Consider the following 13,862-nt stretch of genomic DNA (forward strand, 5'->3'; position numbering starts at 1 on the left):
CAGCATGTCCACTAAGCAAGAGGCGAAGGCCAGGATCAGAGCGGCGGAGAAGGGCTGCGACAAGGTGCATACGGCGTGGAATCAAGCCCACGCCGCTCTTTCCGGCAGCGTCAGCATGAATGGCTGCGGCATCTATCACGACAGGGGTGCCCCGCTTCGCCGCAAGTTGCTTGAAGCCCAGGCGCAGATCCAGATCGCGCTGGCAGGGCTGGATGAAGTCGTTTGGCCGGATGATGCTGACTACGACTTTGAGTAAGCCGGCAACTCTCACAAGCATCAACCAAGCATAAATCGCGGCCTAAGCCGCCCGGGCCGGCAGGGAGCCGGAATGGATTTAGAAATGGCTACCCGATTCGAAGAAGTACAAACTTTCCATGTTAAACACAGCCATCTGCACGATGGCACATGGGCCAGTGAGCGCTTTCATCAGCGTGCGTCGGAATTGCTTGAAGCGATGAGAACATCACTGGTCGCTGTTGCCGCCGGCACCTTATCTGCTGAGCAGGCTGCAGCTGAGGCGCAGAAGACGCTGGACGCAATCACAGCAACGGTCTGAGGGGCATCGCATGGCCAAGAGAGAATATTGGACGGCGCTGATCGGAAAGCAGGTGAGTGCCAAGAATTACCGGGATGAAACCGGCACCGGTGTCTTGCTGGACGTGATATCCGGGGTATGGGGCTACTGCGGGGATTCGGTTGCGCTGGTACTGGATATCAAGGACTCCCGTGGGCTGGACTTCTGGCCAGCAGGTCTTTGCTCTGCAACAGACGAGGCCGCTGCAGTTGCAACGCATTGAATGCCTGTGCTGGTCTTAGGGCACCTCAGACTATGTTGCCAATCCTATCCTTTTCATTGCGCTTTATGCATTCGCATAAAGATTGCGTTTTCTTATGCGTGAAATGTGCTAATTTATTTGTTCGCATAAATTAAGACCTCGCGAGTGCGTTTTGCGTGGCCTATTATGCGAATGCATAAATTTAGCGATTTTTTGTGGGGATGGTCCATGGTCAGTGTCAGTCAGAATACAACTCCAGTTGAGCCAAAACGGGTCTCGTTTTCTGACGTTGCCGGATTGGGCGCAGCGATTGCAAGTACACGTCGTAAGCAAAACCTCACCCAGTTGGATCTCGCCGAATTCGCCGGTGTCGGTATCACTTTCATCAATCAACTTGAAAAGGGGAAGGGCGGGGTGCGGCTGGACCTCGTTCTCAAGGTCCTTGCCGCGCTCAACATCAAACCAGTGCTGATACTCCCGGAGTATGGGGATGACTGAAAATCGGTTCCTCAATGTGTTCTGGAATGATGTACTGATTGCCAGGCTGGTTGAGCGCAATTCCATCTGGGCTTTGCAGTACGAGCAGGCATGGCTGTCTGATGCACGACGATTCCCCATTTCACCGTCGTTGCCTCTCCAGGTCGATGAGCATCTTGATGGTGCCAGCAAACGTCCTGTGCAATGGTTCTTCGATAACCTTCTTCCGGAGGAAATGGCCCGCACGTTGATTGCCAGGGATGCCAATCTGGTTGATGAGGATGCCTTTGGCCTGCTGCGGCATTTTGGTGCGGAATCAGCTGGCTCTCTCACACTGCTCCCGGACAACTACCTTCCTCATGTTGCAGGGGGATTGAAGCCACTGGCCGATCAGACCCTGTCAGAGTGGATTCGTGGATTGCCTGCCGTGTCGCTTGCCAGCCGGACAGAGAAGCGGATGTCCCTCGCAGGTGCTCAGCACAAAATGGCCATTAACCTTGTCGATGGCCAGCTATATCAGCCTGACGCTAACCAGCCCTCAACGCACATTCTCAAGCCCGAGCATCCAGACAAGGATAACTTTCCCCATTCCGTGATTAACGAGTGGTTCGTGATGACGCTGGCCAAGTGTGTCGGGTTACCAGTTCCGACTGTCACGCTACGGTTTGTGCCGGAAGCGGTCTACATTATTGAGCGCTTCGACCGCACCCAGAGTGATGGTCATCCAGTGCGTCTGCATGCGCTTGATGGGTGCCAGTTGCTTGGCTTGGACCGTACCGCGAAATACCGGCAGTGCACGCTTGGTCAGTTGGGCAATATCGCGAATGCTTGCTTGACACCTATCCCGGCGAAGATAGTCATCTTCGAGTGGATGATGTTCAACATGATGGTGGCCAATGATGATGCCCACCTCAAGAATGTTTCTGTGCTCGCTCAGGCCGGTAGCTACCGGCTGGCTCCGTTCTATGATCTGCTGAGCACAGCCATCTACGCTGGCCATGGGGCCGCATGGGCCGGTCGGAGTCTTCCGACAACGTGGGCAGACAAGCAAGTCTATGCCGACATCCAGTCCAGAGAAGACCTTGAGGAACTTGGCGTGCAATTTGGCCTTCCGCAGCGAGTCGCTAAAAATAGGGTTGACCAGTTCATTGCCCGTCTTGAGGCTGCAATACCGGCAGCATTACAAATCTTGTCTGATCGCCTTGCCCAGGGTGACGTGCCGGCCACATACATTGCGGGTTCCATGCGCCAGGTTCGTTCAATTCTTTTCTTGCCGATCAATGAAATGCTGAAACGGGTCGGCAGTGAATTGTCGATGTCCAGTGCAGTGAATTAGCCGGCACTCGGTGCCGCAGGCGATGGGCCTGATTTGAGCGTGGTTAGACACCATTGGCCTGAGTTTAGGCTTGCCAGCCTCGCCGGGGATTTCAGGGTTTGACTTGCCGGGCCTATCAGGCACGCTGGGCTAACTCAAAACCTTTTCAAGGAAGCCAAGAAATGCCCGTCACTCAAGAGATAATCGCCAATCTGGTTGCTGTAGCAGTCGGTCAAGTGGAGCATGTCTATATGGGCATGTGTCCGGACAAAATAGAAGGCGCACAGACGCGTGATCCGGATTGCCCTGCCTGCCAGGCGATCATTGCTGCCGAGAAAGCAGCCGAAGCCGCCAAACAGTCTGCGTGATCTGCCAGCCTGTAAAGTTGTTTACAGTTAAAACCACAAAGCTGACTTAACTGTAAACATCTTGATTAATACGAGCCTCTCTTCATGAGTCGAGCCGGCATATGGGAGGTGGCACCGACCTTTGGCCTGACCTTCTGTTCGGGACCGGGTGAGTGCCACCAGATGTCTGTCATGGGCGAAGTTCAGAGGCCAGGGCGCAATTAATTGTTGAAACTTGCTGCCTAACACCGCATCCGGCCGGCTCTTGCAAACGCATGGGTAGACCAGAAGATCGAGCTGGCGAGTCAGCTTGCCGTGTACGCCGATGAGCTGGGCATCCAGAAGAAAACAGTTGCACTTGTCTGTGGGTGCATCAACAACAATATCGCTTGATGTGCGAAGTTCAGCAGCCAAGTGTTCAGCAACACGCAGCTGCTGATGTGTAATTTGATTGAGGAACCACAAATGAACGATGGAATTCACCGATCGCAATGGCGCATGCCGATTCCGCTGCATGAACAGATAGAAAAAGCAGCGAAAGAAAATGGCCGCACCTCAGCGAATGCCGAGTTGGTAGCCAGGCTCAAAGCCAGTTTTGAGGCACCCATAGAAGAACTCACGGAAGATCGTGTTCGTCAGATCGTATCTGAGCAATTGCAGTCGGCGCTTGCCCCTATCTACGAAGCGCTCAATATTAAGCTTTAAGCCCTTGGGTTGATTATGACATCAAAGAGATTTCTCATATCCCCGGCCGGCGATTCCATCACGGACCCAGGCGCCAAACTGGTCATTGCACCCGATCAGGCTTCGGCAATAGAAGCCTACGTCTTGCAGGTGTATGTCCACGAAGAACTGTTTCGAGATTTTGTGCTTGATGATTCGGCGAACGGATCATTTGCGGAACGTTTCTTCTTTCAGACTGAGTTGGAAAAGAAGCGTTTCCTGAAGGGTGGCACGATCGGTACGGAGGACGAGATTGTGTACTCCCGTGTTCGCAGCTATTTCGTAGACCGGCCTGATCTGGGCGCGTGGTTTGTGAACTTCCTTCAGACAGGCAATGCAGACGGAGTGAGTGAAGACCTATTCACCTTCATTGCCCTGCGAGATGGCCAGCAGCATCTGCAACTGTCAGTTGTTGATGTGGATGATATCCCGGTGATATCCGCCGGGACAATCTGAACATCCAACCCGGGCAGCCCGCCCGGTCTATTTGTCTGGCAAGTAAAGCACAATGCCTTGCAGACAGTTAGCCAGGGCCTCATGCGAGTGCGGGCTTCTTAAGCCGCGGCCTTGATGTATACTGGCGTTTCTTACTGCCATTCGGCATGCGCATTGCGCACTTACCTGCAGTCACCAACCTCTCTCTTACTGCCTACGTGCAGTTTCGATAGCCTTCGAACCCAATTTCGGCATCAATGGATCATCTCTGGCCAACAGGCCGGGCATAATCTTGTCTTATGCCATTTTGGTGTTCTGCTTAACCACGCCAGGAATCTGGCTTCAAACCAAACCCAGCGGAGCTACGTTCCCCTCTGCTTTGACGAAACGCAGATTGCGGAATACGCCAAGGTAGTTGCCGAGCACTTTGCATTGAAGGGTATGTAGTAAAAGTGTGTGCTCTTCTTTAACCCAGGCTGGTGTTGCCCCAAATGGGGTACGCCAGTCTTCTCAGGTACAAATCATGAAATCGAATCTGAAAATCAGTCATCCTGCTCTTGCAAAGATTCAGGCTGAGAACGCGGCAGCTTCCACTGTCGAGACCTTGTTTGAGCAACTGAAGCGAAAGACTGGTATAGCATTGTCAGTTGAATCGAATCATTGTTCGGCACAGCACTTGGTTGTACTTGAGGCGTACGGCAACGCTTTTTACCAGAAGTTTCCAACGAAGCGTTTTGCCAGCCACTTCAGTTCGTACACCGATATGGCGACTTACTTCCAGTCGGTATTGCCGGCTTAACCGATCACCGTATACAACCCATCCGCCCCATAGGACAGCAGACCGTCCTTGGGGCGGTTTTTTATTTGTGTGGCCGCTAATCAGGATGGCTCACCCAGCCAGCATGGCGTGGCTTTTCGGTTTAATTTGCACCATAGAACGGTGGTGATACATTCCCGCTTTAGATGAGTGTTTTCAATTCAGAGAGTGAGTGATCATGGGGTGGCGAATCGTCAAACAGCCCGATGGCCTGTTGGCAAGATTTTCGGATATCGTCGATAACTTCACCGATTTGAACATGACCGAGGACGAGGCCGTCAGCATGTGCATGCATGAGTATGGCCTGTCACTGAGCGAACCCCAAACCAAGGTCAAGGCTGGTGTTGAAGACTGGCGTCCCTATACCAATGGGGCCAAGGGAAACGGGCTGGATCGCTGGGACGCTGCGATCAAGTCCATCAACTTCAGGCATGGTGAAAAGGCCTGTCGCGACATCCTTTACAGTATTGGCAGTGCATTTGTCGCTCCGAGTGCAGAGCAAAAGAGGTCGCAGGTAGAGGATCTTCTTGTGGCACGGTACAAGGCCAACGAGGCAGATACCGGCTTGTACTGGGTAGGCACAGGCTATGTGGTTTTTGACGTGGTTGATGATCAACCAGCATTCACTTGGTTTGATGATGCGTTACCGTTACCGGGTAACGTAATTAGCGATGCTGTAGCGGAAGCGAGGGTGGATGACTAAATCGATCAATTCGCAGGCGCATACAAATACTGATGTACTACGGCACCATGTCACGGAAGGCATCTCTAGCCAGCAGCATTACCATCTGTCCCTTGTTGGTATCAATGGCAAGGCCTTGTGCGGCTCCGATACCATGGCTACCAGCGTTCCCATGTCAGCATGGGGCGTCAGCGGGGAACTGCGAGAGCATTGGTGCGCGGATTGCAAGGCAATAGCTGATGCCGCGAACAGTCTGCCAGGCGGACCACTGATCCCACGGACTATCCCGGAGATACGGCGAACCGCTTGGGCCCGGCGCTTCAAGCGTGGTTGCCCTGATCAGTACGAGGATGCAGTCCGGATCGCATTTGACACAGGCCCGGTCACGATTGAGCAGCGCGATGACCACAGCAGCAAGGGCGATTTTGTTTGGGCCATCATCTCTGATGCCTATCCTGCGTTCTGGCTAGATGGCTTGGCTACGAAGGATAAAGCCATCGATGTGTGCCGCAAGATGGGCTGGGAAGTCAGGGCAATCAAGGAGGATTCTAGTGCGTGTTGAATTCACCCAGGAAGGGCTGTGGAATGCCAGGAATGCGGCTGTAGCATGGTGTCGAGAGCATGGCATATCCGTTGGTCAGTCTTCAGCAGGTTTCCCGTCAGGCCTGCTTTTTGGTGATTACGCGTGGATTGCCAAGTGGAAGAATCTCACCAAGCGTGAGGTGGGGGAGTTGCACGGCTCAATTTCCGGCAATTTCCGGGATGGACCGGTCGTCATCACACTGAAGGATGATGCCGTTGCCAAGTATGCGCCTCAACTCTCCAATACACTCTGCAAGGAAGCAAGATGACACAGGATTTCACCGCCGAGCTGGTCAAACTGATGGTTTTCACAGGCGAAACTGCAATTGCTATCCGCATGTACAGCGCCTATTCGAATGGCAGTCCGTCATCCTATCTGCACCGGAACGCATCTCCCGAGCAAGAGCAAGTCGAGCTTATGTATCTCGCGGATGCATTGCACCACTTCTCCCAGCTTGGACGCATCATCCAGGTCGGCACTCCATCTGAAATTGCACAGGCTGCATCGGATCTTCTGGAAGCATTTGGGGAGTACACCGAGGACCGGCCAGAACGGGGCGTGCGCAATGCCAAGAAGACGTTCGAGAGTTGGGCCGGGACTGTTCGTTTGCAAGAGGCCATGGATGCCATAGGGGCAATCAAGGGTAAGGCCACCTTGTTCCAGGATTCATCGGCCTGAGACAGTAGGCATCTTCGGTACGTCGAACAAACAGCACCAACCCCGGCTCACCTCAAGTAAACCGGGGTTTTTCGTTGCCTGTCGATCTGGGTAAATACGGGGTAGTGGGTTGGCTAGGTCACGATTGCCCGTCGGATGCCATGATCTGCGGTGGTGCTACGAAAGCAAAGAAAACGGATTGACTTATACATCTTTGGTGTATATTGCAATATATACACTCTATGTATAAGTGAAGCGAATGATCAACTGGCACTACTCACGCACTCAGATGGCCGTGCGGCACCTTGAAATGCTATTCGACAACAACATTCCCCGGCTGGTTTTCTTCGGTCGGCGTCGGATTGGCAAGACCGAGTATCTGCAGCAGGACTTGATACCGCAGGCCGTTGAGAGGGGCATCAGTACTATCTATGCCTCGTTCTGGGAGAACAAGGATCAGCCGCACCTTGGCTTCATCCGAGCGCTGCAGAGCGCAATTCCTGAGGGCGTCTGGAAGCCGAAGTTCAAGGTGGGATTCAGCGCAGGGATTGAAGCCAGCGTCGAGATCGAAAGAGCCGACCGGCCCAAAGCCGCGCTGCCTTCTGAGCTGTCGATAGCTGCCAATCTTTTCAATGAATGGATAAAGCACCTGAATGGCAAGCCAGGCCTGATCATTCTGGACGAAATCCAGCACCTTGCAACCTCAAGTTACTTCGCGACGTTTGCGGCCAGTCTTAGAACACTTCTGGACATGGCCCCGCCAACGATTCATGTCGTCTTTACCGGTTCTTCTCAGGCCGACCTGCAGCGACTATTCCAGGACGAGAAGGCACCGTTCTACAGCTTTGCCACTGTGCAAGACTTCCCTCCGCTGGAGTTCGGCTACATCGAACACCTGACCTCCATTCATACCCGCATCACCGGCAAAAAGGTCGATGCTCATGATCTGTGGTCTGTGTTTGATAAGGTTGGCCGAAATGCTCAGATATTGTCGGGTTTGGTGCAGCAGATGGTGCTGCAAGATACTGATGACTGGGGTGCGCTCTGGGAGCGTATGAAGGAGGATCTGACTGGAAACGATGGTTATTGTGAACGGTTGTGGCAGGAATTAAACAATGCTGATCGGGTCGTTTATCTCCGATTGCTGGAAGGGAAGGACTTGTTCTCTGATGAGTCGCTGGCGCTGTATGAACACCAGGGCTTTACCCGGGGAACAGCCCAGCAGGCAATCAAGCGACTGGTAAACAAAAGCCTTGTTCAGCGTACTGGCCACGGCGAGTACCAGCGTTTGGTGCCGCTGCTTGATGAATGGCTCACACAAGCCCAGCAGACTTCGGGTGATATCTAATGTCGGAAGATCAGAGGCAAGAAGCGGAAACCGTCAGCATGGATAGTTCGACTGATACGATTGGGCAGCGGGTCAAGATCGCCCTCACCGCGTTGGAAGTGCACAGCGGGAAACCGCACACCGCCAACTGGCTGGCCGTTCAGATTGGAATTTTCCGTGCCGCAGTGTACAAGTGGATAAAGAATCCGTCTGCCAGGATTGAGGGAGATAATCTCAACAGAGCAGCACAGGCACTCCAGGTGGATACTGAGTGGCTTGCCATCGGGCGTGGCCGAATGCGGCAGACTTTTGGTGGAATGTATCTTCGCGCTGAATCGTTTGAGGAAGCAGTGAAGCAGATACGGCAAAAAGGCCAGGGAGTGGTACTTTGGTTCATTCGTGCATTGGCCGAATGAGCAGAATGCACTGCTATTGAACAATGCAGTATCCACCCAGTAAATTTGACTTTATGCTTGAATGCGTAATGATCTTCTGAATTTTAGAGGAAATAGAGATGAATGCCGAATTGCAAGCGCTTCTGAAAAATAATGTGCAAATTATCAATAATAAAAAACAGATGGAAAGTAATGAGAGGGATCTGTTTGTAGCGATGCGAAAGAGATATGCAGACGCGCTGAATAGTCTCTACGCAGAAATTAAAGAATGGCTTGTAAAAAACGGGCTGTCTGCAGCTAATTTTTCGACAGAAAACAATGATTGTAATGGGGGGAGCTGGAGTACTCCACATATACTACCGGAACTCACGATTGACATGATGACGAATACTGTAATTCTGGAGCCGCAAGGGGCATGTCGCCCAGCCTTGGGCGCTTTGGGTCGAGTATTGGTTTTGCGCGGCGGTTATAGTGATACAGCTCCAGCTCTGGCCGTTATTGACTTTGTTCTTGAAAAACGAGGCGATGCCAAATCTGCATATGCTCCTGTCTGCACGCTACGCAATGTGATTGGTGGCTTGGAGAGCGGAGATTATATTCAAGATAGATTCGAACTAACGGAAGAAACACTTAGTAAGTTACTTTCTCATGCGCTAGGTACTAATGCATGAGAAAGCGCAATCTTTCCCGACTCGACCAGTAAGGAGCAATGTTAATGAGTATTGATAAATTCAACGTTCGCAGCGTGGAGTCAACCGTCAGTGTTTCTGAGGTAAATGACCTTCTAAAGAAGGGATGGGTTTTACTTGAAACCGCACCAGGCCAAGATGAGTCTGGTAGTGCATACGTTTTATTTGTATTGGGCTTGGTCGAGTCAGATAAGCCCTTTTGAGGCTGCTCATAAAGGTATGCGATAATGCCCCGTTCATCTTGCAAGAAACGGGTCTTTTCGTTTGGTAGCTTCGCGAAACACGGCTCAACGCCACCAATTATGTTGATGGCAGAATGAGTAGGGTGTTTAGGATATCTTCTTCAATGATTTGCCGATGGCAATCAGCAAATCTGGAATTTGGTCAGGTTTTTTGGATATCAGAAATTTCGCCAGGCGTTCTGGGCTGGTTTGCAACAGCCATTTCTCGAAGTCCGCTTCACGCTTCACTGCTTGGGTATTTTCGACGATCCGGCCACCTATAATGGCTGCGGATTGTTGAATATCCATCTCCCACGACCAGTCATTAACCAGTCGAACGAAACCTTGGCTTGCATGGCAATCTGAACGCCTTTGGCTGTATCGGGATACCCGTCGCCGACAAGCCACTTTCTTGCAGCTTTTTGGGTAACACCAAACATCGTACCCAAGGCTTCCTGACGGTTTTTTCCGGCAGGCGGTATCTGGAGCAGGTCACATACGATGCTCATTCGCGTGGCAAAGGCTTGCCGCAGGGTGTTTTTTTCTTCCATCAGCGGACTTTAACGTGTGGGCAGGCTCTTGTCAGCCCTTGGGTGTCGGGCAGATATCGGCAGGCCCTGTGCTATTCCATGCAATGCGCGCTTGGTGGGCGTGGCGGTAGGGCTTGGTGATAGGCATCACCGGGCAGGCTGACACTTTGCAGGCCACGTACCAGGATGAGTCGCCGTCCTGATCCAGCTTGGGTTCCGATTGGCACCATGGGCACCGGCGCAACTCTCGCATGGCTAGGCCTTGTTCCGGATGGCGATGCAGGCCATCTCAACGTACCCGCTCCCATCGGTCGCATGCCGGAACTCCGGTGAAGATTCTGCGGCCTGCAGGCTGGCAAAGCAATCTCGGGGGCGGACGTACTGCCCGAGCGATACAACCGTGTGGCCATCACTGATCTTGGCCGTGTAGCTCAGGTATGTGCCATCTGCCTGTATGAGTTCCTGTGGCACTGTGTTGCTCGGTGCCGCCGGCATGTTCCGGACTCCTGCAGCATTGGCTTGCGTGGACAGCAGGCCCAGCGCCATGGCCAGGGCGGTGAGGGAGTGCTTGCGTGCCATGCCCTTAGCTTTTCTTCTGAATGGATTGCTTCAGTTCGTAGCGTTCCTGCTCAACCGACTTCTTCATCTCGGAATCGGGCATCACCGGCTCACCGTCCCGGGCCACCTTCACGAAGAGGGGGAAGACCACGTCGGAGTATTCTTGCAGCGTGATCTTGCCATCAGAAAAAGCGGCCAGAATCCGGGCCTTCTGGTCTGCCGAGCCACGTTCGTAGGCAACCCGTGCTTGGTAGTAGGAAGCCGCGCCGGCCTCCATGAAGCGTTCTAACGGGTTCCACTTCACGGCGGTGAACATCACAAGTGCCAGGCCGCTAAGCCACCAGATGATATTGGTAGGGGAGCCGGCCACAGGCTTGGTAGATGGGTGAGTTGTCTGGGACATTATTTGTCACCTTCCAGAATGAAGTTCTTATTGCCCGACCGGCGCATCACCAGCATTTGCTGATCGTGGATTGTGGTGCAGCGGGCCGAGGCCTCTTTGTATTCTTCCCAGGTGATCATTTCGCTGCTCACGTAGGCGTCCAGCAAACCCAAGGCCATCCCGTAGTTGAACTCGACGTTGTGGTTGGGTAGAGCCTGCATGGCAGTGATGGAGTCTTCCACCTTTGCCAAGGCTTTAGCGTGGTTGTTGTTTCGCGCAGTATCTGCATCGCTGGCCACATTGCGCAGCAACTGGTCTGCAGTCTCGATGCACTGTCCTACCGAGGACTGGGAGAGAAGGCTGAAACCATGTTTGTTGATGACCGCTTCGGCATCACTCAGGGTCGAAGAGCCGGCCGCATTGGTATGGCCGACACGAATTGCTCTCCCCAATGTGGCTAGGTCGTTGCTGTTACTGGTGCCTAAATAGTCCGGGTGCAAGCGGCCCAGGTCCTGAACGATATCGGCAAGCATTACCCAGTGACGGTGCCCAAGTTCTGGAGGTGTCGATTCCTCTGCCGTATCCGGATTGATGCCAACGGATGCTGCGTTCTGATCCTCTGCCACTTTCAGCCAGCAAGGGGGTTTCGCGCCATCCATCTTCTTGACGTATCCGGCATCTTCCAGTTCGGTCAGCCAGCGGCCTACCGCTGCAGAGTGAGTCCTGTTGTCGGGTCCGAACTTGGGGTACACATTCTTGGCGATATCGCCCGTGACAAAGCCGGCTTCAATGCTGAGAAGGGCGAGGATCTTGTGATGGTGATCGGCGAGGACCATTACAGACTACCTTTCGGTGTACGGCTGTCGCCGGGGGTGTGCGTGCTGCAATTTGGGATGCTGGCTTCGATTGGAGCTTCTGGTTCCGCTGGCGGCACCAGTCGCATCACCTTCGAAATCATGAAGGCCACACCCGCGATCTTGTGATCATGATCCGGACTGCACGATGTCAGGTGAGCCCGAACGCAACGGTTGATGTCAGGGCCTGCTTGTTCGTCTTTGAAGTCTCCGAGAAACACGATATGGCAGTCCGGCATGGGGTGATTGAACATCAGCGCCGAGGCAAGCCGGGTGTACAAGTTCGATGATCGGGTGAACTCTACCGGGATGTCTTCGAGAGCCGGCAGAAGGCGGGTGGTGCCAAAAGCCGTCTCAGGGTCGGTAATCGTTGTGATGTCTTTGCGTGTCAGTGCGTAGGCCATTTTGCGTTCAGTGTTCTGTTAAGGGGCAGCGTACTCTATCCCGGCAGTGGTGACGCGGGCCAGGCCATTACCTATCCATTCCATGAGACCAGCTGACGTGGCGATATCGACCGCTTGGGCATCAGGGGAGGGCACGTACACTTCCACGATGCCGGAGCGGCATTGGGCGGCCTGCATGACCACGGCCTTGATTCGGGATATATCGGACGACATGGCTATATTCCTTTCAAGAATGGTTTGTGTCTTTGCGGTTATTTGTTTGGTGGAGAGTTGGCTATCCAATAGAGTGAAGGTAGGTTACGACAAAAGAGGGGGAATGCAAGTCGGCCGTGAAATCGCATATGAATTGTGTTGACCGACAACATAAAGAACTTTATTCGCAGAGAAAGGACTTTGTTGATCGGACAAAAATTGCACTCTTCGATATCCAAACCGGATTTTAATGGCTTGACGAATGACTGGCTATCCGCACAGCCAGAATTGAATTGCGGATTATGTTTTTCCGAGGACACGAGGAAAGACGGGATGATACTCTTGCAAAAGAGCCATCCCGTTGCTCTCTCTGAAATGGCCGCAAAGCGGCACTATTCAGAGAGGTTCACATGCCACCGATCAAGCGAGCGCCCACGCTCACCCCTTCTCAGCTCCGCCATGTTCTCGCCGTCACGCAAGCCACCAGCCGGCATCCAGAGCGGGATTGCCTTGCCATTTTGTTGACTCATTGTGCTGGCTTGCGCTGTACCGAAACTGCACGACTTGAGGTGCGGGACATACTGGTACAGGGCAGTGGCAAGTTGCGTGACGAAGTGTTGTTGCGGTCAGCAACGACAAAGAACTGCCGCAGCAGGGTTATTTTCCTCACCAATCCGAAGTTGCGTGACGCGCTCGAAGTCTATCTTTCATATCGGCTGCGCAGCAGGCTTGGCTGTGTGCTCTCCGCGCCTGAGTGGCGCGGGCTGATGCCGTTCACAAAGTTGCTCTTGACGCACCGGGGCGGAGGTTTTGAGCTAGTGAAGAAACGCCGCATTCTGCCTGATGGCCGCAAGGCCGAGTATTGGGCCGCAGACGCCTTGGAGGCTCGATTCAGAGAGCTTTACCGTGCAGCGGGAATCAAGACCAGTAGCCACGCTGGCCGGCGCTCTTTCGCGTCAGCACTGCTCAAGAAAGGCGTGTCGCTGGAACAAGTAGCGATTCTGCTCGGTCATCAGGACACCGAGGTAACGTCTGCCTACATCCACGTCGAGAAAAAGCAGCTTCGCGCCATGTATGAACTCGCATTGTTATAGTGCGCAACATACTTCATACTATGCAAATGGCTAATCTGATTAAAACACCCTGGCATTACCTGGCGTGGCACCCTCCGAAACTCGAATGGCAGGCTGAGCACAACCTTGCCAGCCTCATGCGGCGCAGAAGCTGGCTGTGGGCGCTTTTGCTTTTCTGGGGCGTCACTGACGGCGCCGCCGTCCAGTTCGGCAGACTGAGAGTTTTTGTTGGCTACAACTACACCGGCTTGATTGCCTGGCTGTTGGCGTGGCTTGCCCCGGAGCTTGGGCTTGGTACGGGCTGGGGTGCCGTGATCGCCACTATCGGCCTTGGCTGGCTCGTGACTGTAGTGTGGGGCACCGCAAGATACGTGGGCTGGCTGGCCGCCATTCTTGGCCGGTGGCCGCCCACTGGAAGGGTATAG

General features: G+C 53.4%; 27 protein-coding genes. 19 read left to right on the forward strand and 8 right to left on the reverse strand.

The features are described 5' to 3' along the window. The first annotated feature begins 4 nt into the window (after positions 1-4). From ACODR9_RS04045 to ACODR9_RS04070, 6 genes are all read left to right on the forward strand, one after another. Entirely contained in the window at positions 5-256 is a 252-nt protein-coding gene (locus ACODR9_RS04045) for a hypothetical protein (protein WP_488807743.1), read from the forward strand. Positions 257-328: 72 nt separating this feature from the next. After that, positions 329-556, forward strand: coding sequence for a hypothetical protein (locus tag ACODR9_RS04050; protein ID WP_488807744.1), 228 nt, complete (start codon positions 329-331; stop codon positions 554-556). A gap of 10 nt (positions 557-566) precedes the next feature. Next, complete coding sequence (locus ACODR9_RS04055) at positions 567-797, forward strand: hypothetical protein (protein WP_488807745.1); 231 nt, start codon at positions 567-569, stop codon at positions 795-797. Positions 798-1,004: 207 nt separating this feature from the next. Next, on the forward strand, positions 1,005-1,274 hold the full coding sequence (locus ACODR9_RS04060) for a helix-turn-helix domain-containing protein (protein ID WP_488807746.1): 270 nt from the start codon (positions 1,005-1,007) through the stop codon (positions 1,272-1,274). Next, entirely contained in the window at positions 1,267-2,589 is a 1,323-nt protein-coding gene (locus tag ACODR9_RS04065; RefSeq protein ID WP_488807747.1) for a HipA domain-containing protein, read from the forward strand. The genes ACODR9_RS04060 and ACODR9_RS04065 overlap by 8 nt, the downstream gene beginning before the upstream one ends. A gap of 161 nt (positions 2,590-2,750) precedes the next feature. After that, positions 2,751-2,936, forward strand: a complete 186-nt coding sequence (locus tag ACODR9_RS04070) for a hypothetical protein (protein WP_488807748.1) — start codon at positions 2,751-2,753, stop codon at positions 2,934-2,936. 27 nt (positions 2,937-2,963) lie between these two features. On the opposite strand, the gene ACODR9_RS04075 is transcribed toward ACODR9_RS04070, so the two are convergent. After that, a complete protein-coding gene (locus ACODR9_RS04075) occupies positions 2,964-3,398 on the reverse strand; it encodes a hypothetical protein (protein WP_488807749.1) in 435 nt (144 codons plus the stop codon). Here ACODR9_RS04075 and ACODR9_RS04080 point away from each other — a divergent pair. The 11 genes from ACODR9_RS04080 (at position 3,381) to ACODR9_RS04130 (ending at position 9,426) form a co-directional block, all read left to right on the forward strand. Continuing rightward, positions 3,381-3,620 (forward strand): Arc family DNA-binding protein, encoded by a 240-nt coding sequence (locus tag ACODR9_RS04080; protein ID WP_488807750.1) that lies wholly within the window; start codon positions 3,381-3,383, stop codon positions 3,618-3,620. The two genes, ACODR9_RS04075 and ACODR9_RS04080, sit on opposite strands and share 18 nt — an antisense overlap. A gap of 15 nt (positions 3,621-3,635) precedes the next feature. Continuing rightward, complete coding sequence (locus ACODR9_RS04085) at positions 3,636-4,094, forward strand: hypothetical protein (RefSeq protein WP_488807751.1); 459 nt, start codon at positions 3,636-3,638, stop codon at positions 4,092-4,094. 502 nt (positions 4,095-4,596) lie between these two features. Next, positions 4,597-4,872 carry a hypothetical protein gene (locus ACODR9_RS04090; RefSeq protein ID WP_488807752.1) on the forward strand — a complete coding sequence of 92 codons (276 nt, stop codon included), beginning with the start codon at positions 4,597-4,599 and terminating at the stop codon, positions 4,870-4,872. Positions 4,873-5,068: 196 nt separating this feature from the next. After that, the gene (locus tag ACODR9_RS04095; protein WP_488807753.1) at positions 5,069-5,593 is read left to right on the forward strand and encodes a hypothetical protein; all 525 of its coding nucleotides are present in this window, start codon (positions 5,069-5,071) and stop codon (positions 5,591-5,593) included. After that, positions 5,586-6,134 carry a hypothetical protein gene (locus ACODR9_RS04100; RefSeq protein WP_488807754.1) on the forward strand — a complete coding sequence of 183 codons (549 nt, stop codon included), beginning with the start codon at positions 5,586-5,588 and terminating at the stop codon, positions 6,132-6,134. Before ACODR9_RS04095 ends, ACODR9_RS04100 begins: the two co-directional genes overlap by 8 nt. Further along, positions 6,124-6,423: a hypothetical protein gene (locus ACODR9_RS04105; RefSeq protein ID WP_488807755.1), complete on the forward strand. Its 300-nt coding sequence runs from the start codon at positions 6,124-6,126 to the stop codon at positions 6,421-6,423. Before ACODR9_RS04100 ends, ACODR9_RS04105 begins: the two co-directional genes overlap by 11 nt. Next, on the forward strand, positions 6,420-6,833 hold the full coding sequence (locus ACODR9_RS04110; protein ID WP_488807756.1) for a hypothetical protein: 414 nt from the start codon (positions 6,420-6,422) through the stop codon (positions 6,831-6,833). Before ACODR9_RS04105 ends, ACODR9_RS04110 begins: the two co-directional genes overlap by 4 nt. A 238-nt stretch (positions 6,834-7,071) precedes the next feature. Continuing rightward, on the forward strand, positions 7,072-8,160 hold the full coding sequence (locus ACODR9_RS04115) for an ATP-binding protein (protein WP_488807757.1): 1,089 nt from the start codon (positions 7,072-7,074) through the stop codon (positions 8,158-8,160). Continuing rightward, entirely contained in the window at positions 8,160-8,555 is a 396-nt protein-coding gene (locus ACODR9_RS04120) for a hypothetical protein (RefSeq protein WP_488807758.1), read from the forward strand. Before ACODR9_RS04115 ends, ACODR9_RS04120 begins: the two co-directional genes overlap by 1 nt. 98 nt (positions 8,556-8,653) lie before the next feature. Beyond that, positions 8,654-9,205, forward strand: coding sequence for a hypothetical protein (locus ACODR9_RS04125; RefSeq protein WP_488807759.1), 552 nt, complete (start codon positions 8,654-8,656; stop codon positions 9,203-9,205). A 44-nt stretch (positions 9,206-9,249) separates the two neighbouring features. Next, complete coding sequence (locus tag ACODR9_RS04130; RefSeq protein WP_488807760.1) at positions 9,250-9,426, forward strand: hypothetical protein; 177 nt, start codon at positions 9,250-9,252, stop codon at positions 9,424-9,426. 126 nt (positions 9,427-9,552) lie between these two features. On the opposite strand, the gene ACODR9_RS04135 is transcribed toward ACODR9_RS04130, so the two are convergent. The 7 genes from ACODR9_RS04135 to ACODR9_RS04165 form a co-directional block, all read right to left on the reverse strand. Further along, positions 9,553-9,753, reverse strand: coding sequence for a hypothetical protein (locus tag ACODR9_RS04135; protein WP_488807761.1), 201 nt, complete (start codon positions 9,751-9,753; stop codon positions 9,553-9,555). Then, positions 9,723-9,995 (reverse strand): hypothetical protein, encoded by a 273-nt coding sequence (locus ACODR9_RS04140; RefSeq protein WP_488807762.1) that lies wholly within the window; start codon positions 9,993-9,995, stop codon positions 9,723-9,725. The genes ACODR9_RS04135 and ACODR9_RS04140 overlap by 31 nt, the downstream gene beginning before the upstream one ends. Before the next feature lie 234 nt (positions 9,996-10,229). Then, entirely contained in the window at positions 10,230-10,553 is a 324-nt protein-coding gene (locus ACODR9_RS04145) for a hypothetical protein (RefSeq protein ID WP_488807763.1), read from the reverse strand. A 4-nt stretch (positions 10,554-10,557) separates the two neighbouring features. Further along, complete coding sequence (locus ACODR9_RS04150) at positions 10,558-10,935, reverse strand: hypothetical protein (RefSeq protein ID WP_488807764.1); 378 nt, start codon at positions 10,933-10,935, stop codon at positions 10,558-10,560. Continuing rightward, complete coding sequence (locus ACODR9_RS04155; RefSeq protein WP_488807765.1) at positions 10,935-11,750, reverse strand: hypothetical protein; 816 nt, start codon at positions 11,748-11,750, stop codon at positions 10,935-10,937. The genes ACODR9_RS04150 and ACODR9_RS04155 overlap by 1 nt, the downstream gene beginning before the upstream one ends. Then, positions 11,750-12,172, reverse strand: coding sequence for a hypothetical protein (locus ACODR9_RS04160; RefSeq protein WP_488807766.1), 423 nt, complete (start codon positions 12,170-12,172; stop codon positions 11,750-11,752). Before ACODR9_RS04160 ends, ACODR9_RS04155 begins: the two co-directional genes overlap by 1 nt. A gap of 18 nt (positions 12,173-12,190) precedes the next feature. Next, on the reverse strand, positions 12,191-12,385 hold the full coding sequence (locus tag ACODR9_RS04165) for a hypothetical protein (protein ID WP_488807767.1): 195 nt from the start codon (positions 12,383-12,385) through the stop codon (positions 12,191-12,193). 389 nt (positions 12,386-12,774) lie between these two features. Between ACODR9_RS04165 and ACODR9_RS04170 the strand changes: the two genes are divergently transcribed. Next, a complete protein-coding gene (locus ACODR9_RS04170; protein ID WP_488807768.1) occupies positions 12,775-13,458 on the forward strand; it encodes a tyrosine-type recombinase/integrase in 684 nt (227 codons plus the stop codon). A 26-nt stretch (positions 13,459-13,484) separates the two neighbouring features. Further along, positions 13,485-13,862, forward strand: a complete 378-nt coding sequence (locus ACODR9_RS04175; protein WP_488807769.1) for a hypothetical protein — start codon at positions 13,485-13,487, stop codon at positions 13,860-13,862.

The sequence above is a fragment of the Aquitalea sp. FG25 genome (assembly GCF_057809375.1).